Source organism: Streptomyces sp. NPDC038213, assembly GCF_055600495.1.
In genome coordinates this window covers 20,861-42,205 of the sequence record NZ_JBVJYM010000040.1, presented here as the reverse complement: position 1 = coordinate 42,205, position 21,345 = coordinate 20,861, and the positions used below count along the sequence as shown (strand labels likewise).

At 74.5% G+C, this 21,345-nt stretch carries 20 protein-coding genes; 15 read left to right on the top strand and 5 right to left on the bottom strand.

Going from position 1 to position 21,345, the window contains the following annotated elements:
- Positions 1 to 3: 3 nt before the first annotated feature.
- Together ACZ7JZ_RS33115 and ACZ7JZ_RS33110 are read right to left on the bottom strand one after the other, a co-directional pair.
- The gene (locus tag ACZ7JZ_RS33115; protein WP_470946082.1) at positions 4 to 597 is read right to left on the bottom strand and encodes a DinB family protein; all 594 of its coding nucleotides are present in this window, start codon (positions 595 to 597) and stop codon (positions 4 to 6) included.
- A 9-nt stretch (positions 598 to 606) separates the two neighbouring features.
- Positions 607 to 1,563 carry a LysR substrate-binding domain-containing protein gene (locus tag ACZ7JZ_RS33110; RefSeq protein WP_470946079.1) on the bottom strand — a complete coding sequence of 319 codons (957 nt, stop codon included), beginning with the start codon at positions 1,561 to 1,563 and terminating at the stop codon, positions 607 to 609.
- A 198-nt stretch (positions 1,564 to 1,761) separates the two neighbouring features.
- Between ACZ7JZ_RS33110 and ACZ7JZ_RS33105 the strand changes: the two genes are divergently transcribed.
- From ACZ7JZ_RS33105 to ACZ7JZ_RS33055, 11 genes are all read left to right on the top strand, one after another.
- Positions 1,762 to 3,234 carry a 2-hydroxymuconic semialdehyde dehydrogenase gene (locus ACZ7JZ_RS33105; RefSeq protein ID WP_470946077.1) on the top strand — a complete coding sequence of 491 codons (1,473 nt, stop codon included), beginning with the start codon at positions 1,762 to 1,764 and terminating at the stop codon, positions 3,232 to 3,234.
- A 62-nt stretch (positions 3,235 to 3,296) separates the two neighbouring features.
- Positions 3,297 to 4,094: a 2-keto-4-pentenoate hydratase gene (locus tag ACZ7JZ_RS33100; protein WP_470946120.1), complete on the top strand. Its 798-nt coding sequence runs from the start codon at positions 3,297 to 3,299 to the stop codon at positions 4,092 to 4,094.
- Positions 4,094 to 4,921 (top strand): 2-keto-4-pentenoate hydratase, encoded by an 828-nt coding sequence (locus tag ACZ7JZ_RS33095; protein ID WP_470946074.1) that lies wholly within the window; start codon positions 4,094 to 4,096, stop codon positions 4,919 to 4,921. Before ACZ7JZ_RS33100 ends, ACZ7JZ_RS33095 begins: the two co-directional genes overlap by 1 nt.
- Entirely contained in the window at positions 4,918 to 5,358 is a 441-nt protein-coding gene (locus ACZ7JZ_RS33090) for a RidA family protein (protein WP_470946072.1), read from the top strand. The genes ACZ7JZ_RS33095 and ACZ7JZ_RS33090 overlap by 4 nt, the downstream gene beginning before the upstream one ends.
- A complete protein-coding gene (locus ACZ7JZ_RS33085; RefSeq protein WP_470946070.1) occupies positions 5,355 to 5,924 on the top strand; it encodes a 3-hydroxyanthranilate 3,4-dioxygenase in 570 nt (189 codons plus the stop codon). Before ACZ7JZ_RS33090 ends, ACZ7JZ_RS33085 begins: the two co-directional genes overlap by 4 nt.
- Entirely contained in the window at positions 5,921 to 6,967 is a 1,047-nt protein-coding gene (locus tag ACZ7JZ_RS33080) for an amidohydrolase family protein (protein WP_470946068.1), read from the top strand. Before ACZ7JZ_RS33085 ends, ACZ7JZ_RS33080 begins: the two co-directional genes overlap by 4 nt.
- Positions 6,964 to 7,941, top strand: coding sequence for an acetaldehyde dehydrogenase (acetylating) (locus ACZ7JZ_RS33075; protein WP_470946066.1), 978 nt, complete (start codon positions 6,964 to 6,966; stop codon positions 7,939 to 7,941). The genes ACZ7JZ_RS33080 and ACZ7JZ_RS33075 overlap by 4 nt, the downstream gene beginning before the upstream one ends.
- Positions 7,938 to 9,032, top strand: coding sequence for a 4-hydroxy-2-oxovalerate aldolase (dmpG, locus tag ACZ7JZ_RS33070; protein WP_470946065.1), 1,095 nt, complete (start codon positions 7,938 to 7,940; stop codon positions 9,030 to 9,032). Before ACZ7JZ_RS33075 ends, dmpG begins: the two co-directional genes overlap by 4 nt.
- A complete protein-coding gene (gene kynU, locus ACZ7JZ_RS33065) occupies positions 9,026 to 10,261 on the top strand; it encodes a kynureninase (protein WP_470946064.1) in 1,236 nt (411 codons plus the stop codon). The genes dmpG and kynU overlap by 7 nt, the downstream gene beginning before the upstream one ends.
- Before the next feature lie 40 nt (positions 10,262 to 10,301).
- Positions 10,302 to 12,089 carry an LVIVD repeat-containing protein gene (locus ACZ7JZ_RS33060; protein ID WP_470946062.1) on the top strand — a complete coding sequence of 596 codons (1,788 nt, stop codon included), beginning with the start codon at positions 10,302 to 10,304 and terminating at the stop codon, positions 12,087 to 12,089.
- Between the two features lie 109 nt (positions 12,090 to 12,198).
- Complete coding sequence (locus tag ACZ7JZ_RS33055) at positions 12,199 to 13,674, top strand: amino acid permease (protein ID WP_470946060.1); 1,476 nt, start codon at positions 12,199 to 12,201, stop codon at positions 13,672 to 13,674.
- A 122-nt stretch (positions 13,675 to 13,796) separates the two neighbouring features.
- Here the strand turns inward: ACZ7JZ_RS33055 and ACZ7JZ_RS33050 are convergent, their stop codons facing one another.
- Complete coding sequence (locus ACZ7JZ_RS33050; RefSeq protein ID WP_470946057.1) at positions 13,797 to 14,228, bottom strand: OsmC family protein; 432 nt, start codon at positions 14,226 to 14,228, stop codon at positions 13,797 to 13,799.
- A gap of 520 nt (positions 14,229 to 14,748) precedes the next feature.
- Here ACZ7JZ_RS33050 and ACZ7JZ_RS33045 point away from each other — a divergent pair.
- Genes ACZ7JZ_RS33045 through xdhC form a run of 3 tightly spaced genes read left to right on the top strand, consistent with a single transcriptional unit; the run spans position 14,749 to position 19,419 of the window.
- Positions 14,749 to 16,227 (top strand): xanthine dehydrogenase small subunit, encoded by a 1,479-nt coding sequence (locus tag ACZ7JZ_RS33045; RefSeq protein ID WP_470946054.1) that lies wholly within the window; start codon positions 14,749 to 14,751, stop codon positions 16,225 to 16,227.
- Complete coding sequence (xdhB, locus tag ACZ7JZ_RS33040; RefSeq protein WP_470946051.1) at positions 16,224 to 18,599, top strand: xanthine dehydrogenase molybdopterin binding subunit; 2,376 nt, start codon at positions 16,224 to 16,226, stop codon at positions 18,597 to 18,599. Before ACZ7JZ_RS33045 ends, xdhB begins: the two co-directional genes overlap by 4 nt.
- A 1-nt stretch (position 18,600) precedes the next feature.
- Complete coding sequence (xdhC, locus tag ACZ7JZ_RS33035) at positions 18,601 to 19,419, top strand: xanthine dehydrogenase accessory protein XdhC (protein WP_470946048.1); 819 nt, start codon at positions 18,601 to 18,603, stop codon at positions 19,417 to 19,419.
- A gap of 75 nt (positions 19,420 to 19,494) precedes the next feature.
- Here xdhC and ACZ7JZ_RS33030 read toward each other — a convergent pair whose 3' ends face one another.
- On the bottom strand, positions 19,495 to 19,806 hold the full coding sequence (locus ACZ7JZ_RS33030; protein WP_470946045.1) for a hypothetical protein: 312 nt from the start codon (positions 19,804 to 19,806) through the stop codon (positions 19,495 to 19,497).
- 182 nt (positions 19,807 to 19,988) lie between these two features.
- Between ACZ7JZ_RS33030 and ACZ7JZ_RS33025 the strand changes: the two genes are divergently transcribed.
- Positions 19,989 to 20,777: a phosphotransferase gene (locus ACZ7JZ_RS33025; RefSeq protein ID WP_470946042.1), complete on the top strand. Its 789-nt coding sequence runs from the start codon at positions 19,989 to 19,991 to the stop codon at positions 20,775 to 20,777.
- 50 nt (positions 20,778 to 20,827) lie between these two features.
- On the opposite strand, the gene ACZ7JZ_RS33020 is transcribed toward ACZ7JZ_RS33025, so the two are convergent.
- Positions 20,828 to 21,112: an antibiotic biosynthesis monooxygenase gene (locus ACZ7JZ_RS33020; protein ID WP_470946039.1), complete on the bottom strand. Its 285-nt coding sequence runs from the start codon at positions 21,110 to 21,112 to the stop codon at positions 20,828 to 20,830.
- Between the last annotated feature and the right edge of the window lie 233 nt (positions 21,113 to 21,345).

The window sequence follows — 21,345 nt, the reverse complement described above, 5'->3', positions numbered from 1 at the left end:
GGGTCAGCCCGGTCCTGATCCCGATCCTGAACCGGCCCCCGGCGGGTCCTCGCCCGTGAGGCCGTCGACGGACTCGCGGATCAGGTCGGCGTGGCCGGCGTGCCGGGCGTACTCCTCGACCAGGTCGAGGAGGATGCGGCGGAGGTTGGGGCGCTCGCCGCTGCGGGTGGTGTACGCGCCGAGCTGCTCCAGCCCGCCCGTACGGAGCGCCTCCGCGACGACGGCGCGGGAGCGGTCCACCGACTCCCGCCACAGCGCGCGGAGTTGCTCCGGGGTGTCCCCGGCGGCCGACCGGTAGTCCCCGTCGGGGGTGCGGTCCCAGTCGACGGAGTCCCAGGGAGCGCCGACGGGGACGCCGAGCCACAGCCGGGCGAAGTAGCCGTCCTCCACGTGCGCCAGGTGCTTCAGCAGCCCGCCCAGCGTGAGGGCGGACGCGCCCACCGTGGCCCGGAGCCCGGCGGCGTCCAGGCCGGAGCACTTCCAGGCCAGGGTGGCCCGCTGGCGTTCGAGGGCGCCGAGGACGGCGGCGGCCTCGGTGCCGGCGAGCGGGGGTTCCGGCCAGGCGCCGGCCGCGGTGTCGGTGTCGGGATCGGTCACGGGTGCACGTTAGCGAAGGGGGTCCGCGCCCCCGCCCAGGGTGCCGCGCAGCAGGGCCGCCTCCTCGTCCAGGTGGTGCAGCAGCGCCTTCAGGGCGGGGGTGCGGGTGCGGTGGGCGGCCTCCGTGGTGCCGACGGTGCGGCCCACCGACGGGAGGTCCACCGGCAGGGCCGCCAGGCGCTCGTCCTCGCGCAGCACCAGCTCGGGCAGCAGCGCCACCATGTCGGTCTGGAGCAGCAGGGCCCGCATGGTCAGGATGGACGTGCACTCGACGCGGTCCGCGGGCAGGTCCAGGCCGCGTTCCACGAACAGCGCGGCCAGCTCCCGGCGCAGCGCGGTCTGCTCCACGGGCAGGATCCACGGGTGGGTGAGCGCGGCCGCCAGGGTGGGCGGCTCCGCGGCCGCATCCAGCAGCGGGTGCCCCGTACGGACCGCCAGCATGATGCCCTCCCGGTACAGCAGCCGCTGGTGCAGCCGCTCGCCGTCCGCCGGCGCCGGGCCCACGCGGCCCACGATCACGTCCAGCTCCCCGCCGAGCAGGGCCGGGTGGAGCACGTCGGGGGTGCCCTCGCGGACCACCACCGTCAGCCGCGGGCGCTCCCGCTTCAGGCGGGCGATCGCGCGCGGGATCAGCACGTTCGCGCCGGCCAGCAGGGTGCCGACCGTCACCGTGCCCTCGTGGCCCTGCCGCAGCCCCTCCAGGTGCTCCCCGGCCCGGCGGACCTCGGTGATCACCGCCCGCGCGTGACCGGCCAGCGCCTCGCCGTAGACCGTGGGCCGCATCCCGCGCGGTTCGCGCACGAACAGCGGCAGGTCGGCCAGGGCCTCCAGCTCGCGCAGGGTGCGGGTGGCCGCGGGCTGGGTGAGGTGCAGGCTCTCCGCCGCCCGCGCCACACCGCCGTACTGCACCACGGCGACCAGCAGCGTCAGGTGCCGGAACTTCAGCCGGCCGTCCAGCAGGTCCATGTCCTGGGGCTCCTTCCCCGGGGCCGGGTGACTCCACGCCGTGCGGCGGCCCGGTGTCCGCGCACTCTCCCATACCGGTTCCGGTATGGGAACCACCCCCTTTGGCATTGGTTCGGCATACCCGAGTCGGCGCATGATGTCCGCACGCTCCGGGGCCACAGAACCGAACACCCCGGCCAGGCAAGGGAGGTCTGCAAGGTGAGCGCACCTGTGCAGCAGGACGCGCGCAGCGACGCGCAGCACCGCGCGAGGCTCGTGCGGCACTACGTGGGAGGGGAGTTCGACGCCACCGGCGAGCCGTTCCCGCTCGTCGACCCGGTCAGCGGGCGCCCCGCGGGTGTGCTGCCCGCCGCCCCCGCCGAACTGGTCGACCGCGCGGTGCGCGCCGCCCGGGGGGCGCTGCGCGGGCCCTGGGGCTCGTACGCCCCCGCCGACCGCTCGCGGGTGCTGCACCGCATCGCCGACGGCATCGAGCGCCGCTTCGAGGAGTTCGTCGCCGCCGAGTGCGCCGACACCGGCAAGCCGCGCGAGCTCGCCGCCTCCGTCGACATCCCGCGCGCCGTCGCCAACTTCCGTGCGTACGCCGACCTGCTCGCCGGGCGCAGCGAGCGGTCCTGGCACACCGAGACCCCCGACGGGCGCGGCGCCCTCAACTACACCGTGCGCAAGCCGCTCGGCGTGGTCGCGGTCGTCTCCCCCTGGAACCTGCCCCTGCTGCTCCTGACCTGGAAGGTCGCCCCCGCCCTGGCCATGGGCAACGCGGTGGTCGCCAAGCCCTCCGAGCTGACCCCCGGCACGGCCTGCCTGCTCGCCGAGGTGACCGCCGAGGCCGGACTGCCCGCGGGCGCCTTCAACCTGGTCCACGGCCCGGGCGCGAACGCCGCCGGCCAGTGGCTGACCGAGAACCCCGGCGTGGACGCCGTCGCCTTCACCGGCGAGTCCGGCACCGGCACGACGATCATGCGGGCCGCCGCCGCCCGGCTCGCTCCCGTCTCCTTCGAACTGGGCGGCAAGAACGCCGGACTCGTCTTCGCCGACGCCGACCTGGACCGGGCCGTCGCCGGAACCGTCCGCTCCGCCTTCACCCACAGCGGGCAGGTCTGCCTCTGCACCGAGCGGCTGTACGTCGAGCGCCCCGTCTTCGAGGAGTTCGCCGCCCGGCTCGCGGAGGAGGCCCGCGGGCTGAGCGGGTACGGGCCCATGGTCTCGGCCGCCCACCGCGACAAGGTCCTCGGCTACCTGGACCGCGCGGCCGCCGACGGACAGGTCCTCGCGGGCGGCGGCGTACCGCGCTTCGGGGACGACCGCGACGGAGGCTTCTGGGTCGAGCCCACCGTGCTGGCCGGACTCCCCGAGGACCACCCGGCCGTCCGGGAGGAGATCTTCGGGCCCGTCGTCCACCTGGCCCCCTTCGACACCGAGGAGGAGGCCCTCGCCCTCGCCAACGCCGGGCCCTACGGGCTGGCCGCGACCGTGTGGACCGGCGACCTCGCCCGCGCCCACCGCGTCGCCCCCGCCCTGGAGGTGGGCATCGCCTGGGTCAACACCTGGAACCTGCGCGACCTGCGCACCCCCTTCGGCGGGGTCAAGGCCTCCGGGATCGGCCGCGAGGGCGGCGACCACTCCCTCGACTTCTTCTCCGAGCCCATGAACGTGTGCGTGAAGCTGTGAAGACTCCCCGCCCCCACGACACCGCCGGTACCGCCGCAGCCGCGCCCCCCGCCCCCGAAGCCGTGGCGCAAGCCGCCGCCCGGATCGAGGAGGCGCACCGGACCGGCGTCCCCTGCGCCCCCGTACGCGACCTCCTCCCGGCCGGGGACCTGGACGCCGCGTACGCCGTCCAGGACCTGATCACCCGCCGCCGCCTCGCCCGCGGCCGCCGGATCACCGGCTGGAAGACCGGCCTGACCTCCACCGTCGTACAGCGCCAACTCGGAGTGGACACACCCGATTTCGGTGCCCTGCTCGACGACACCGCGGTCCCCGACGGCGCCGACCTGCCCTGGGGGGCGGTCCTCCAGCCCAAGGCCGAGGCGGAGGTCGCCCTCGTCCTCGAACGGGACCTCGGGCACGAGCGCCACACCGTCGCCGACCTGATCCGGGCCACCGCCTTCGCGCTGCCCGCCATCGAGATCGTCGGCAGCCGCATCCGCGACTGGGACATCACGGCCGTGGACACCGTCGCCGACAACGCCTCCAGCGGCGCGTACGTCCTCGGCGGCCGCCCCGTACCCCTGTGCGACCTGGACCTGCGCACCGCCGGCATGGTCCTGGAGCGGCGCGGCGAGCCCGTCTCCACGGGCGCGGGGGCCGCCTGCCTGGGCCATCCGCTGAACGCCGCGCTCTGGCTCGCCGACACGCTCGTACGCCTCGGGCAGCCCTTGCGGGCGGGGGACACCCTGCTGACCGGCGCGCTCGGACCGATGGTGGCCGTGGCCCCCGGCGACGTGCTCGAAGCGCGCATCGAAGGGCTCGGCTCGGTCCGCGCGGCCTTCGGAAGAGACCCGCAGGAGAAGGGAGGGGACATCTGATGGGCACCCGTACGGAGATCCCGGACACCGCCGCCCTCGCCGAGCGGCTCGACGCGGCCGCGCTGGGCGCCCGCACCCTCCCCGGCGGGTCCACCGGGCTGGCCACCACGGCGGAGGCGTACGCCGTCCAAGCCGCCCTGGTGGCGCGGCGGACGGCCCGCGGGGAGCGGATCACCGGGTTCAAACTCGGGTTCACCAGCCTCGCCAAGATGCGCCAGATGGGGGTGTCCGACCTCATCCACGGCCGGATCACCGACCGCATGGAGATCCCGGACGGCGGCCGGTGCGCGCTCGCCGGGCTGATCCACCCGCGCGTCGAGCCCGAGCTCGCCTTCCTGCTCGGCTCCCCGCTGCGGCCCGGCGGCGACCCGGCGGCCGCGGTCGCCGCGGTGGCCCCCGCGCTGGAGGTCATCGACTCGCGCTACGACGGCTTCGCCTTCTCGCTGCCCGAGGTCATCGCGGACAACACCTCCGCCGCCCGGTACGCCGTGGGCCCCTGGTCCGCGCCGGGGCACCCGGACCGGCTCGCCAACCTCGGCGTGCTCCTCGAACTCGACGGCCGCCCGGCCCAGTCCGGGTCCACCGCCGCCATCCTCGGCCACCCCCTGCGGGCCCTGGCCGCCGCGGCCCGGCTCGCCGGGGAGCTGCCCGCCGGGACCGTGGTCCTCGCGGGGGCCGCCACCGCCGCCGTACCCCTGACCCCGGGGACGCACGTACGCGCCGAGGTCGACGGGCTCGGCACCGTCCAGTTCACCGTCGCCGCCGGCGCGGACGCTCCGGCTGCCGCCGACGCGGGCGCCGGCACGGCCCCCCGGGGGTCCGCATGATCGTCCCCGGTGCCGCGCAGCCCCGCGGCCGCTTCCCCCACCTGCGCCGCGCCGGAGACCTCGTGTACGTCTCCGGCACCAGCTCCCGCCGCCCCGACGGCAGTTTCGCCGGGGCCGCGGCCGACCCGATGGGCGTCACCGACCTCGACGTCCGCGTCCAGACCCGCGCCGTCATCGAGAACATCGCCGCGCTGCTCGCAGCCGTCGGCGGCGGGCTCGACGACCTCGTGTCCGTGACGGCGTACCTGGTCAGCATGAACGACTTCGGCGGCTACAACGAGGTCTACGCCGAGTACTTCGACGAGAGCGGACCGACGCGCACCACCGTCGCCGTCCACCAGCTCCCGCACCCCCACCTGCTGATCGAGATCAGCGCCGTGGCCCACGTCCCGCACCACCGGCACCACCGGCAGCACGAGCAGGAGCTCCACCCGTGACCATGTCCCCCTTCAACCTCCACGCCTGGATCGAGGAGCACCGCCACCTCCTCAAGCCCCCCGTCGGCAACGTCCAGGTCTGGCAGGACGCCGACCTGATGGTGACCGTCGTCGGCGGCCCCAACCGCCGCACCGACTTCCACGACGACCCGATCGAGGAGTTCTTCTACCAGCTCAAGGGCGACATGGTGCTGCGCGTCATGGACGCCGAGGGCGAGCCGCCGCGGGACGTCCACATCCGCGAGGGCGACGTGTTCCTGCTGCCGCCCCACGTCCGGCACTCCCCGCAGCGCCCCGAGGAGGGCAGCATCGGCCTCGTCGTGGAGTTCGCCCGCCCGCAGGGCAGCCTCGACGCCTTCGAGTGGTACTGCATGGACTGCCACCGACTGGTCCACCGCAGCGAGGTCCAGCTCACCTCGATCGTCGACGACCTGCCGCCCGTCTTCGGCGCCTTCTACGCCGACGAGCAGGCCCGCACCTGCGGGCACTGCGGGGCCCTGCACCCCGGCCGCGAGTGGCCCGAGGCGCTGCGCCCGCGGACCCGCCGGGACGGGGCGGGCGCATGACCGTCGTCGACACCCACGCGCACGTCTTCCCCGAGATCACCCGCGCCGAGTCCCTGCGGATCACCGGCTCCGACGAGGGCCCCTGGCTGCGCACCACCGACGGGCCCGGCACCGGGATGATGATGGCGGGGGACCGCGAGTACCGGCCCGTGCGCCGCACCCTGTGGGACCCCGCCGAGCGGGTCGCCGACCTCGACCGGCTCGGGGTGGACGTACAGGTCCTCTCCAGCACCCCCCTGATGTTCGGGTACGGGCTGCCCGCCGACCGGGCCGCCGACTGGTGCCGCACGGTCAACTCCCGCATCCTCCAGTACAGTGCGCACGCCCCCGGCCGGCTCGCCCCGCTCTGCCAGGTCCCCCTCCAGGACACCGCGGCCGCCTGCGAGGCGGTCACCGAGGCCATGGGCCAGGGCTTCCGCGGGGTGCACATCGGCAACCACCTCGGCGACCGCGACCTCGACCACGGCGCCCTGCTGGAGTTCCTCGCGCACTGCGCCGACGAGGACGCCGCCGTCCTCGTCCACCCCTGGGACCTGCCCTCCGGCCCCCGCCACTCCCGCTACATGCTCGCCTGGCTGGCCGGCATGGCCGCCGAGACGCACCTGACGATCCTCTCGCTGATCCTGTCCGGGGCCTTCGAGAAGCTGCCCGCCTCCCTGCGGCTGATGTTCGCGCACGGCGGCGGCAGCTTCCCCTACCTCCTCGGGCGCGCCGACAACGCCTGGCACCGCCGCGACCTGGTGCGCGCCGACAGCCCGCAGCCCCCGTCCGCGTACACCGGCCGCTTCTCCGTGGACTCGGCCGTCTTCGACCCGGGCGCGCTGCGCCTGCTCGTGGACGTCATGGGCGCCGAGCGGGTGCTGCTCGGCTCCGACCACCCCTTCCCCCTGGGCGAGGAGCAGATCGGCCGGCTGGTGCGCGAGAGCGCGCTGAGCGCGGCCGAGCGGGAGGCCGTGCTCGGCGGCAACGCCGTCCGGTTCTTCGGCCTCACCGGCCCCGTGGAGGAACCCGCGACCGCCCCCGGGAAGGAGAGCGTGCGATGAAGGCCGCCGTCATAGGCTCCGGGAACATCGGCACCGACCTGCTGATCAAACTGGTCCGCGGGTCCGGAGCGGTCACCGCCGCCGCCCTGATCGGGATCGACCCCGACTCCGAAGGGCTCGCCCGGGCCCGCCGCCTCGGGGTCCCCACCAGCGCCGACGGGGTGGGCGGGCTGATCGCCATGGACGGTTTCGAGGACATCGGGGTGGTCTTCGACGCCACCTCCGCCGCCGCCCACCGCGCCAACGCCGCCGCCCTCGCCCCGTACGGCAAGACGCTGGTCGACCTCACCCCGGCCGCCCTCGGCCCGTACGTGGTCCCGCCCGTGAACCTGGACGCGCGCCTGGACGCGTCCGACGCGCCCGCTGGTACCGGCGGGCGCAACCTCAACATGGTCACCTGCGGCGGCCAGGCCACCATCCCCGTCGTCGCCGCCGTCTCCCGCGTCACCCCCGTGCACTACGCCGAGATCGTCGCCTCCATCGCCTCCCGCTCCGCCGGGCCCGGCACCCGCGCCAACATCGACGAGTTCACCGAGACCACCGCCCGCGCCATCGAGCAGGTCGGCGGCGCCGCCCTGGGCAAGGCCGTCATCGTGCTCAACCCCGCCGAGCCCCCGCTGCTCATGCGCGACACCGTGCACTGCATCACCGGCGACTGCGACACCGCCGCGGTCGCCGCGTCCATCGAGGAGATGGCCGCGTCGGTCGCCGCGTACGTACCCGGCTACCGGCTCAAGCAGCGGCCGCAGTTCCGCACCCTCGCCGCCGACGACCCCCTCACCGGCCTCGCCGGCGGCGGCCGCCTGCTCGTCTCCGTCTACCTGGAGGTCGAGGGCGCGGCCCACTACCTGCCCGCCTATGCCGGAAACCTCGACATCATGACCTCCGCCGCGCTGCGCACGGCCGAGCGCCTCGCCGAACGCGCCGCCGCCCGCACCGCCGCGCGCCCCTCCGAACGGAGCCCGGCCCGATGACCCGCGTCTACGTCCAGGACGTCACCCTGCGCGACGGCATGCACGCCGTCTCCCACCGCTACACCACCGACCAGGTACGCGCCATCGCCGCCGCCCTCGACGCGGCCGGCGTGGACGCCGTCGAAGTCGCCCACGGCGACGGCCTGTCCGGCTCTTCCGTCACCTACGGGCCCGGCGCCCACACCGACTGGGAATGGCTCGAAGCCGCCGCCGGCGTACTGGAGCGCGCCCGCCTCACCACCCTCCTGCTGCCCGGCATCGGCACCGCGGCCGACCTGCGCCGCGCCCACGCCCTCGGCGTCACCTCCGTCCGCGTGGCCACCCACTGCACCGAGGCCGACATCTCCGCCCAGCACATCGGGCTCGCCCGCGAACTCGGCATGGACGTCTCCGGCTTCCTGATGATGTCCCACCTCGCCGAACCCGCCGAACTCGCCCGCCAGGCACAGCTCATGGAGTCCTACGGCGCCCACTGCGTGTACGTCACCGACTCCGGCGGCCGGCTCACCATGGACGGGGTCCGCGACCGCGTCCGCGCCTACCGCGAACTCCTCGACCCCGAAACCGAGATCGGCATCCACGCCCACCACAACCTCGGCCTGGGCGTGGCCAACAGCATCACCGCCGTCGAAGCGGGCGCCCACCGCGTCGACGCCTCCCTCGCCGGACAGGGCGCGGGCGCCGGGAACGCCCCGCTGGAGCCCGTGATCGCCGTCCTCGACCTGATGGGCCGGGAGCACGGCTGCGCCCTCTTCCCCCTGATGGACGCCGCCGAGAGCCTCGTACGGCCCACCCAGGACCGGCCCGTGCGCGTCGACCGCGAGACGCTGACCCTCGGCTACGCCGGGGTGTACTCCAGCTTCCTGCGGCACGCCGAGGCCACCGCCGCCCGGCACGGGCTCGACACCCGCGACCTGCTCGTCGAGGCGGGCCGCCGCCGGCTCGTCGGCGGACAGGAGGACCTGCTCGCCGACATCGCCCTCGACCTGGGCGCCCGCCCGGCCGCCGTACCCGAAGGCGCCGCCCCCGCCGGTCCCGCCGCCGGCACCCGAACCGCCCCTCCGTGTACCGAGGACGTACCCGCATGCTGAACCACCGCGCCGCCGCACTCGACTCCACCGACCCCCTCGCCCCCGTACGCGGGCGCTTCACCCTCCCCAAGGGCGTCGTCTACCTCGACGGGAACTCCCTCGGCGCCCTCCCCGCGGCCGTGCCCGCCGCCGTCGAGGACGCCGTACACCGCCAGTGGGGCACCGACCTGATCCGCTCCTGGAACGCCAACGGCTGGTGGGAGGCCCCGCTGCGCACCGGCGACGCCATCGGCCGGCTCATCGGCGCCGCCCCCGGCCAGACCGTCGCCGGGGACTCCACCAGCGTCCAGCTCTTCAACACCCTGCTCGCCGCCGCCCGGCTGCGCCCCGGCCGGCCCCTGCTGCTGACCGACCCCGACCACTTCCCCACCGACCAGTACGTCGCCGACTCCGTCGCCCGGCTGCTCGGGCTGGAGGTCCGCCGGGTACCGGCCCGCGAGGCCGCCGCGGTGCTGGCCGCCGAGGGGGACCGGGTCGCCGTCGCCGCGTACGCACCCGTCGACTACCGCACCGGAGAGCTGTACGACACGGCGGCCCTGACCGCCGCCGCGCACGCCGCCGGGGCCCTCGCGCACTGGGACCTGTGCCACGCCGCGGGCGCGCTGCCCGTCGAACTGGACGCCATCGGGGCCGACTTCGCCGTCGGGTGCGGGTACAAGTACCTCTCCGGCGGACCCGGCGCCCCCGCCTTCGCGTACCTCGCCCACCGCCACCAGCAGGCCTTCGACCACCCGGTCACCGGCTGGCACGGACACGCCGAGCCCTTCGCCATGTCGGGCACGTACGCCCCCGCCCCCGGCATCGCCCGCGCCCGCATCGGCACCCCGCCGCTGCTCTCCCTGATCGCCCTCGAAGCGGCGCTGACCGCCTTCGACGGGGTGGACATGGCCGACGTGCGCACCAAGAGCCTGTCCCTGACCGGCTTCTTCCAGGAGTGCGCCGACGAACTCCTCGACGGGCTCGGCTTCACCATGGCCACCCCGCGCGACCCCGCCCGCCGCGGCAGCCAGGTCGCCCTGCGCCACCCCGAGGCGTACCCGCTGGTCGCGGCCCTCACCGCCCGCGGGGTCATCGGCGACATGCGCGCCCCCGACCTGCTGCGCTTCGGGTTCAACGCCCTCTACCTCACCCACGCGGACGTCCTGCACGCCGTCCGCGAGCTGCGCGAGGTCGCGGTCACCGGCGCCCACCGGGCCCCGGCCTTCCAGGACCGCCCGACCGTCACCTGAGCACCCCCCTCCCCACCGCCGAGCCCTCCCGAGGTCCCCCATGCGATCCCTGCGTACCAGAGCCGCACTCGCCACGGCCGTGGCGGCCGCCGCCACGGCCACCCTGCTCGTCCCCGGCGCGACCGGCGCCACCGGTTCCGCCGCCGCCACGGGTCCGGCCGCCACCGCCGCCGACCCGCACATCCCCGACGCCTGCCAGGACCGCCGCCCCGGCCCCGCCGACCCCGGCGCGTACGGGATGCAGCTCGACGGCAGCTTCCGCCACCCCTCCCTCACCCCCGTGGACGAGGAGCACGAGCACTCCTTCCCCGGCCGCAACAAGGAGTACGACACCCGCTCCTACATCAAGAACATGAAGGTCGAAGCCGCCTACGAGGGACCGGACTTCACCCCCGACCTCTTCCACACCTGGCAGAACGTGGTCGACTTCGACGGCCGCCGCTACCTCTTCCAGTACGACCGCTCCGAGGGCCGCGTCTACGACGTCACCGACGTGAAGAAGGTCCGGGTCGTCGAGAAGCTCAGCCGCGGGGACGTCGGCGGCGACGAGACGAAGGCCAACGGCTCCTGGGCCGCCCACGACTACTGGGGAGCCTCCACCATCCAGTGGAACAGGAAGCTCAACGCCTACGTCATGGTGCAGAGCTTCGAGGGCAAGCGGCAGATCTCCGAGCTGAAGGACGACCCGGCCCGCGACAAGTACAACAACCCCGAAGGGGTCCGCAAGCTCCGCGCGAAGCCCGGCCTCAAGGGCTTCAAGGTCTACCGCCTCGACGGCCCCCGCAAGAAGGACTGGAAGCTCCTCGCCACCGTCTCCACCGACTCCACCCAGAAGGACCCCCTGAAGTCCGACCCGGCCGCGGCCCAGCAGGGCTCCGGGTCCCTGGACGTCCCGTACTGGACCGGCGGGAAGTACATGTTCCTGGCCACCGCCCCCGACGACAGCTACTCCGGCACCGAGTACCCCACCAACCTCCACTCCGCCGGCTACCAGTCCTGGGACATGTCCGACCCCGCGCACCCCCGGCTCCTCGACACCTGGCACCTGCCCGGCCAGCGCACCGGCGAGGACGCCGCCTACCGCGCCAACCCCCGCTGCGGGAACCGCACCAGCTGGATGGGCGCGCGGATGCCGCTCTTCCTGCCCAGGCCCGTGGAGCAGGGCGGCCGCTACGCCTTCGCCGCGATGGGCGGGTACGGGCTCACCGTCCTCGACGTCTCGGACCCGGCCGACATGAAGGCCGTCGGCCACCTCGACCTGCCGCCGTCCGTCGCCGGCACCGAGGGAGACAACATCGACGTCTCGCAGTACGAGAAGACCGGGCTGGTCTACTACTCCGGCTACCCGCTCACCGAGGACTGCTACGAGCCGTACAAGGACGTCTACCAGATCGACGCGAAGGACCCGCGCAAGCCCCGCATCGTCGGCACCCTGCCCCGCCCGGTGCCGCCCCGCGCCGCCGGGATCGCGGACTTCTGCCAGCGCCGCGGCAGCTTCGGCCCCAAGCGCACCGGCTACTACACCAACCCCGGCCGGCACGACGCCGGAGTCCTCGGCTACGGGTTCTACAACGCGGGCGTCCAGTTCTTCGACGTCAGCGACCCGGCCCGCCCCCGGGTCGAGGCCTACTTCGTCCCGAAGGCCTACGGCCCGGACACCCCCGAGTACGCGTACGGGAACCAGACCCACGGCGTGTACGTGGAATGGGACCGCAACATCGCCTGGGCGCTCACCAACCACGGCATCTACGCCCTGTCCGCACCGAAGGTGCTGGGCAAGCCGCGCCTGACCGCGCCCGAGAAGCCGTTCCGCACCAGCGAGTTCTGAGCCGGCCGGCCCCCTGAGGGGGGCCGCCCCCGCTCCCCTCCGCACGGCGCCCGCCCCGATCCCCTCCCCCCGCTCCCGCACTCCGCGCGCACAGAAGGACGTCCCCGCCATGGCTGCTCCGGAAAGACCCGCCCCCGCGCCCGCCTCCGCCGCTGCTTCCACCCCCGCCGCCGACCCGGGCCCCGGCTCCGCCCCCGCCGCCCCCGGGGAGGGCTCCGGCGGTCTGGTCCGCTCCCTCACCCCCCGCCAGACCACCATGATCGGCCTGGGCTCGGCCCTCGGCACCGGCCTCTTCCTCGGCTCCGGCTCCGCGATATCCGCCGCCGGGCCCGCCGCGATCCTCGCCTACGCCGTCGGTGCGGTCCTCGTCGCCGTCATCGCCGTCCTGCTCGGCGAGATGTCGGCCGCCCACCCCGTCCAGGGCTCCTTCGGCGCCATCGCCCACCGCTACCTCGGCCCCTGGGCCGGGTTCGTCACCCGCTGGACGTACTGGTTCAGCGCCGTGGTCGTGATCGGCACCGAGGTGGTCGCCTCCGCCCTGTACCTCCGCTGGTGGTGGCCCGGGGTCCCCATGACGGGGGCGATCCTCGCCGTCGCGGCGGTGGTCCTCGCGGTCAACGCCATCAACGTGAAGTCCTTCGGGACCACCGAGTTCTGGCTCTCCACGATCAAGGTGACCGCCCTGTGCGCGTTCATCCTGTGCGCGGCGTTCCTCGTGTTCTTCGGCCTGCCGGACGCGGAGGCCACCGGCTTCGCGCACCTCAGCGACGACGGCGGGTTCATGCCGCACGGGGCCAAGTCCGTCTGGATCGCCATGTCCGTGGTCATGTTCGCCTACGCCGGCTTCGAGGTCGTCGCCATCGCCTCCGCCGAGGCCACCGACCCGCAGCGCACCATCCGCACGGCGATGCGCCAGCTCGCCTGGCGGCTGAGCGTCTTCTACGTCCTGTCGATCACCCTGGTCCTGGCCCTGATCCCGTGGCAGCGGCTCGCCGCGGGCGACGGCAGCGTCGAGGCCAGCCCCTTCGTACGGGTCTTCTCCGACGTGGGCGTGCCCGCCGCGGCCACCCTCACCAACCTGGTGGTCCTCATCGCGGCGATCTCCGCCGCCAACGCCCACCTGTACGGGGCCTCCCGGCTCCTGCACTCCCTCGGCCACGACGGCCTGGCCCCGGCCCCGCTGGCCCGGCTGACCGCCCGCGGCGTCCCCGCCGCCGCCCTGGGCGCCTCCACCCTCGGCATCGCGGTCGCCGCCCTGCTCGCCTTCTCCGGGGTCGGCGGGGTCTTCGGGATCCTGATGTCCATCGCCCTGTTCGCGGTGCTGCTGGTCTGGCTGCTGATCCTCGCCTCGTACGTGGCCTTCCGCCGCCACCGGGACGCGCACCCGGAGCAGTTCACCGGCTTCAGCGTCCCCGGCGGACCGGTGCTCGCCCTCGTGGCCGCGGTCGGCGTGCTCGCCGTGGCCGCCACCGCGGTCGAGGTGCCCGACATGCGGCAGGCGGCGGGCGTGGGCCTGGCCTTCACCGCCGTACTGATCGCCGGGTACGGGCTGATCGCGGCCCGCAAGCGCAGGCAGCAGGGCTGACCGGCCCGCAGCGCCCCGGCCGACGGCCGGCTGCCGGGCACCGGCCGCCGGTACCGCGAGCGGATGACCGCCCTTCGGGGGGACGGTCATCCGCTCGCGGCGTTCCGGGCCGCGCGGCCCGGTCAGTGCGCGTCGACGACCTCCACCGCGACCGGGGTCCCGGCCTCCACCGTCCGGCTGACCGTGCACAGCTTGTCGTGGGAGGTCTTCACCGCCCGCGGCAGGATGGCCCGCGCGCGGTCGCCGCCCTCGCCCTCCGGGAAGGCCACCGAGAAGGCCACCCGGAGGTCCTTCATGCTGTTGCCGCCCTCGTCCGCGATCTTGTGCCCGCTGACGTCGAGGGTGAAGGAGCCGGGCTCCGCGTGCCGGCTCGTGGCCGCGTCCACATCGGCGGCCGAGCAGCCCGCGATGGCCGCGAGGAACAGCTCCACCGGGGTGAAGCCCCCGCCGGACCCGGTGCCGAAGGAGAGGGTCTCGCCGCGGGAGTTGGTCGCCGTGAACCGGCCGGGCCCGGTCCGCTCGACGGTGACGGAGCGCAGGGAATCATCAGTCATGGACCCGACGGTAACCCGCGCCGTGCGCCCGTGCGCGCAGCCCCGCCCGCTCCCGCCCCGCGCCGCCGCTCCGAACCGTCCGCCCCCCTTGACCCCGGGACCTGCGACAACGTAGCTTCGGGCGGACCGAGTCGTGGAGCCTGGGAAGGAGGCGACGCCGGATGTCCACCCCCTCCGCAGCGCCGCACCGCCCCGCCCACCAGGTGGCCTGGGCCCCGGGCCGCGTCGCGCACGGCTGCTGAACCAGCCCCCGCCGTACCGGACGTGCCGCTTCCAGGCCCCGGTACTCCGCCGTTTCCGGCCCCGGCAGACCGGTCATCAGTAACCCGTCACCGCTTCTGCTCCCGCACCTGCCGCAGCCGCTGCCCCTGCCACCCTCACGGCACACCCCCGCGCCCGTCCCGGACCGCCGCGCCGCTCCCGGACGCCGCCGCGACCCGTGCCGCGACCGCACGAGAGAGCCCTTCCCCATGGCGACTACGCCCACCAGGTCCACCGCGCACCGCGACGGGGACCGCCCGTGACAGCCCCCCGGATCACCGTCAACGGGGTCGAGACCCCCCTCGCGCCCGCCGCCCCGCACACCACCGCGCTGGACTTCCTGCGCGGCCGCGGCCTCACCGGCACCAAGGAGGGCTGCGCCGAGGGCGAATGCGGGGCCTGCGCCGTCCTGGTCGCCCGCCCCGGCACGGACAAGCCGACCGACTGGGTGGCCGTCAACGCCTGCCTGGTCCCCGCCGCGGCCCTCGACGGCCAGGAGGTCGTCACCTCCGAAGGCCTCGCGACCCCGGGCGCCCCCGGGACGCCGGCCGTACTGCACCCCGTACAGGAGGAGATGGCCGCACGCGGCGGCTCCCAGTGCGGCTACTGCACCCCCGGCTTCGTCTGCAGCATGGCCGCCGAGTACTACCGGCCGGGGCGGTGCGCGCCCGCTGGCGGTGACGGGGCCGCTTGCGGTGCGGACCCCGAGCACGGCCCGAACGGCTTCGACCTGCACGCCCTCAGCGGCAACCTGTGCCGCTGTACGGGCTACCGGCCCATCCGCGACGCCGCGTTCGCCGTCGGCGACCCGGCGGAGGACGACGTACTCGCCCGGCGCCGCGAGGAGCAGCCGCCCGCGCCGGCCCCCACGGCGTACGTCCACGGGGACGGTTCCTTCCTGCGCCCTGCCGACCTGGGCGAGGCCCTGCGGCTGATGGGGGAGCGGCCGGAGGCGGTCGTCGTGGCGGGCAGTACGGACTGGGGGGTGGAGGTCAACATCCGCTCCCGCAGGGCCGGTTGTGTGATCGCCGTGGAGCGGCTGCCCGAACTGCGCGAACTGCGCGAGGGACCCGGCGCCATCGAGATCGGCGCCGCCCTCACCCTCACCGAGATCGAGCGCCGCCTCGACGGCAGCGTCCCGCTCCTCGCCCAGCTCTTCCCGCAGTTCGCCTCCCGCCTCATCCGCAACAGCGCCACCCTCGGCGGCAACCTCGGCACCGGATCGCCCATCGGCGACACCCCGCCGGTCCTGCTCGCGCTGGAGGCCTCCGTGGTCCTCGCCGGGCCCGACGGAGAGCGGGAGGTCCCCCTCGCGGACTACTTCACCGGCTACCGGCAGAGCGTCCGCCGCCCCGGCGAGCTGATCCGCGCGGTCCGCATCCCCCGGCCGCTGTCCCCCGTCACGGCCTTCCACAAGATCGCCAAGCGGAGGTTCGACGACATCTCCAGCGTGGCCGCCGCCTACGCCCTCGACATCGACCCGGCGGACGGCACGGTCCGCCGGGCCCGCATCGGCCTCGGCGGCGTGGCCGCCACCCCCGTACGCGCCCTCGCCACCGAGGCCGCCCTCGAAGGCCGGCCCTGGTCGGCGCAGACCGCGGGGGAGGCCGCCGCGGTGCTCCGCACCGAGGGCACCCCCATGGACGACCACCGGGCCAGCGCCGCCTACCGCGCCGCGATGCTCGGCCAGAGCCTGCTGAAGCTGCACGCCCAGACCACCGAGGCGGTCCCCTCATGAGCCACCTGTCCGCCGTCCCCGAGGGCCCCTCCGTCGGCCTGCCGCTGCCCCACGAGAGCGCCCGCGGACACGTCACCGGCACCGCCCTCTACACCGACGACCTCGTCCACCGCACCAAGGACGTCCTGCACGCCCACCCGGTGCAGGTCATGAAGGCCCGCGGCCGGATCACCGCCCTGCGCACCGCCCCCGCCCTCGCCGTCCCCGGCGTGGTCCGGGTCCTGACCGGCGCCGACGTACCCGGGGTCAACGACGCCGGGATGAAGCATGACGAACCGCTCTTCCCCGACGAGGTCATGTTCCACGGCCACGCCGTGGCCTGGGTGCTCGGCGAGACCCTGGAGGCGGCCCGGCTGGGAGCCGCGGCCGTCGAGGTGGAACTCGAAGAACTCCCGTCAGTGATCACCCTCCAGGAGGCCATCGCCGCCGGGAGCTTCCACGGCGCCCGCCCCGAAATGGCCACCGGCGACACGGCCGCGGGCTTCGCCGCCTCCGCGCACGTCTTCACCGGCGAGTTCCAGTTCTCCGACCAGGAGCACTTCTACCTCGAAACGCACGCCGCGCTCGCGCACATCGACGAGGGCGACCAGGTCTTCGTCCAGAGCAGCACCCAGCACCCCTCCGAAACCCAGGAGATCGTGGCCCACGTCCTGGGCCTGCACAGCCACGAGGTCACCGTCCAGTGCCTGCGCATGGGCGGCGGCTTCGGCGGCAAGGAGATGCAGCCGCACGGCTTCGCCGCCGTCGCCGCCCTCGGCGCCAAGCTCACCGGCCGCCCGGTCCGCCTGCGCCTGACCCGCACCCAGGACCTCACCATGTCCGGCAAGCGGCACGGCTTCCACGCCTCCTGGAAGATCGGTTTCGACACCGAGGGCCGCATCCAGGCCCTCGAAGCCGTCCTCACCGCCGACGGCGGCTGGAGCCTCGACCTGTCCGAACCGGTCGTCGCCCGCGCCCTGTGCCACATCGACAACACGTACTGGATCCCCAACGCCCGCGTCACCGGCCGCATCGCCAAGACCAACAAGGTCTCCAACACCGCCTTCCGCGGTTTCGGCGGCCCCCAGGGCATGCTGGTCATCGAGGACGTCATGGGCCGCTGCGCCCCGCTCCTCGGACTGGACCCGGCCGAGCTGCGGGAGCGCAACTTCTACCGGCCCGGCCAGTGCACCCCGTACGGACAGCCGGTCCGCCACCCCGAGCGGATCACCACCGTCTGGGAACAGGTCCGCGCCGACGCCCGCATCGCCGAACGCGAGCGCGAGATCGCCGAGTTCAACGCCGCCCACCCGCACACCAAGCGGGCCCTCGCCGTCACCGGCATCAAATTCGGCATCTCCTTCAACCTCACCGCCTTCAACCAGGGCGGCGCCCTCGTCCTCATCTACAAGGACGGCTCGGTCCTGATCAACCACGGCGGCACCGAGATGGGCCAGGGCCTGCACACCAAGATGCTCCAGGTCGCCGCCACCACCCTCGGCATCCCGCTGCACAAGGTGCGCCTCGCCCCCACCCGCACCGACAAGGTGCCCAACACCTCCGCCACCGCCGCCAGCGCGGGCGCCGACCTCAACGGCGCGGCCGTCAAGAACGCCTGCGAGCAGCTGCGCGAACGCCTGCTCCAGGTCGCCGCCACCCGCCTGGGCACCGCCGCCGCGGACGTCCGCATCACCGACGGGGTCGCCCGCGCCCTGGGCGGCACCGCCGAACTGGACTGGGACGACCTGGTCCGCACCGCCTACCTCCAGCGGGTCCAGCTCTCGGCTGCGGGCTTCTACCGCACCGAGGGGCTGCACTGGGACGCCAAGAGTTTCCACGGCTCCCCGTTCAAGTACTTCTCTTACGGGGCCGCGGCGGCCGAGGTGGAGGTGGACGGGTTCACCGGCGCGTACCGGATCCGGCGCGTGGACATCGTCCACGACGTGGGCGACAGCCTCTCCCCGATGATCGACACCGGGCAGGTCGAGGGCGGGTTCGTGCAGGGCGCGGGCTGGCTGACCCTGGAGGACATGCGCTGGGACGCGGGCACCGGCCCGGGCCGCGGCCGGCTCCTCACCCAGGCGGCGAGCACGTACAAGCTCCCCAGCTTCTCCGAGATGCCCGAGGCGTTCCACGTCCGCCTCCTGAAGAACGCCACGGAGGAGGGCGCGGTGTACGGCTCCAAGGCCGTCGGCGAGCCCCCGCTGATGCTGGCCTTCTCGGTACGGGAGGCCCTGCGCCAGGCCGCGGCGGCCTTCGGCCCGGCGGGCACCAGCGTGGAACTCGCCTCACCGGCCACCCCGGAAGCGGTGTACTGGGCACTCGAGGCGGCCCGCGGAAACAAGCGCGACGACACCGCCCGCACCGCCGGCATCCCGCTCACCCGTGCCTGACATGACCTGGGTCGCCGCGGTCGCGCGGTTGCGGGCCCGCCGGGAAGCCGGCGCGCTCGTGACCGTCGCGACCGTGCGCGGCCACGCCCCCCGCAAGGCCGGCGCCAAACTCGTCGTGGGCCGCACCGAGACCTGGGGCTCCATCGGCGGCGGCAACATCGAGGCCGTGGCCGTCGACCGGGCCCGCGAGACCCTCGGGGTGCCCGGTACCGGGCCGGAGCTGATCGAGTTCGCCCTCAACGACAAGGTCACCGGCAAGCACGGGGTGCAGTGCTGCGGCGGGGCCGTCAGCGTCCTCCTGGAACCCCTGCCGGTCGTCCCCGCCGTGGCGGTCTTCGGCGTCGGACACGTGGGCCTCGAACTCGCCCGCATCCTGTCCCGCCAGGACCTCGACCTGCACCTGGTCGACAGCCGGCCCGACCAGCTCACCCCCGAGCGCCTCGCCGTGCTCTCCGACGCCCTCGCCCAGGTCCACGTCCACCACACCCCCCTCCTCCCGGAGGAGGTGCTCGCGGACCTGGCCCCCGGCACGCACGTGCTGATCATGACCCACGACCACGCCGAGGACGCGGCCCTGTGCGACGCCGCCCTGCGCACCCCCGGCCTCGGCAGCATCGGCCTGATCGGCTCGGCAGCCAAGTGGACCCGCTTCCGCCACCGCCTCACGACGGAGGGCGGCCACACCCCCGAATCCCTCGCCCGCATCACCTGCCCCATCGGCCTCCCCACCCTCTCGGGAAAGGACCCCGCGACCATCGCGGTAGGAGTGGCGGCCGACCTCCTCCACACCTTCGAGCAGGCGGAGCCCCTGCCGGGGTGACCCGGGGGCGCCCGCCCGGGTCCCATCCCGGGCGGGACGCCCTACGGAGCTGCCCCACGGGACCGACCGACCGCCCTACGGGACGATGTCCTCCGACACCTCCACATCGCAGTCCGTGAACCGCGGCGGCCGCAGCGACAGCTCCGCCAGCTTCGCGGCCAGCTCGCCGGTCTCGGGCGCATTGCTGTTCGCCATGGCCTCCTCGTACGAGTTGAACTCGATGACGGCGAGGTAGCGGTTCGGGTTCGCCCGGTCGCGCAGCATCATCCGGTGGGTGGGGGCGGGCTTGCGGCCGGCGGCCCGGGCGGCCGCCTCGTACTCCTTGAGCAGCTCGCCCATCTCGTCGGCACGCTCGGTCTCGAAATCGATGATCTGCGCGAACTTCATGGGACCCTCCCGGTCCACGGGCCCCCGCGGCCGGGGACTCTCCCGTCCAAGCAAGCACCCCCGCCCCCGCCCGGCAACCCGACACCGCCCCGCCCCACCCGCACGCCCCTCGAACACCCCCGCACGCCCCCGCCCCGCCCCCGGCCCGCGGGCAGCCGCCGCGGCGTCCGTACGATGCGGACATGATCCAGGACGGGGAATCGGTGCGGGGCGGGCTGTCGACCGTGCGGCGGGTGGGGGAGACCGTGTGGCGGCCGTGGCGGGTGTGGACCCCTGCGGTCAGGGAGCTGCTGCGGTACCTGGAGCGGGTGGGCTTCGAGGGGGTCCCGCGGGCCCTGGGGGAGGGGCCCGCCGAGGGCGGGTACGAGGTCGTCTCCCTGCTGCACGGCGAGGTCGGGACCTCGCCGTGGCCGGCCGGACTGCTCGCGGACGAGGGGGCGGTGGCGCTCGGCCGGTGGCTGCGCGGCTACCACGAGGCCGTACGGGACTTCCGGCCCTCCGAGGACGCCGTGTGGTGCGATCCGGGCGCCCGCTGGCGGCCCGGCCAGGTGATCCGGCACGGGGACCTCACCAGCTGGAACACCGTCTGGGCCGACGGCCGCCTCGTCGGCGTCATCGACTGGGACCTGGCCCTGCCGGGGGAGGCCCTGGACGATCTGGCGCAACTTGCCTGGTACGCCGTCCCGCTGCGCACCCGCGAGCGGCAGCTCCGGGCCGGGTTCGGGGAGCCGGGCGCCCCGCTGGCCCGGCGGCTGCGGCTGCTGTGCGAGGCCTACGGCGGCGTGGGCCCGGCGGAGGTGCTGGACGCCCTGGCGCGGCTCCAGCGCACCGAGACCGGCCGGATCACGCGGCTCGGCCCGCTGGGCGCCGACCCCTGGGCGGCCTTCCTGCGCCAGGAGTTCGTCCCGGACATCGAGGCGGAGCGCACCTGGGCGATGGACCGGCGCGCGGAGCTCCTCGGCGGGTCCTGACCGCTCCCGCCAAGCTCCGGAAGAGACGGCCAGGTCCGGGAGGGGACCGTCTACGGCAGGGGCGAGGTGGTGAAGTGGCGTACCCGCAGCGGTTCGAGGAGGTAGTCCTCCTCGCCCGGCAGGACCACCGGCTGCTCGCGCCAGTGCGCGCCCGCGTACGCGGCCAGGTCCTGTTCGCTGCGCCAGCGGCTCACGTACAGGAGTGAATCCGGCGGCGCGATCAGCACCTCGTGCCCCAGCAGCCCCGGATGGCGGCCGGGGAAACCGGCCACCGCCGCGACGATCATGTCGTGGAACTCCTCGAAGCGGTCCGGCCGTACGCGTGCCTCACTCACCCTGACGATCACGCGCCCAGGGTGCCACGCATCGGGCCCCGGGACCATGTCCTTGGTGGCCAGCGCTGGTTCGTGCGCCGTTCATACGCCCGTGACCTGCGTTTTTCAAACAGAGGTGTAGACCAATCAGGTCGAGCCAATCCCGTGTCCGATTTTGCTCACCCGGCCCTTCTTAGGCGAATGGTCTAAACCTTTGGTACTACCGTGGGACCCCTGCAAGAGGCTCGAACACA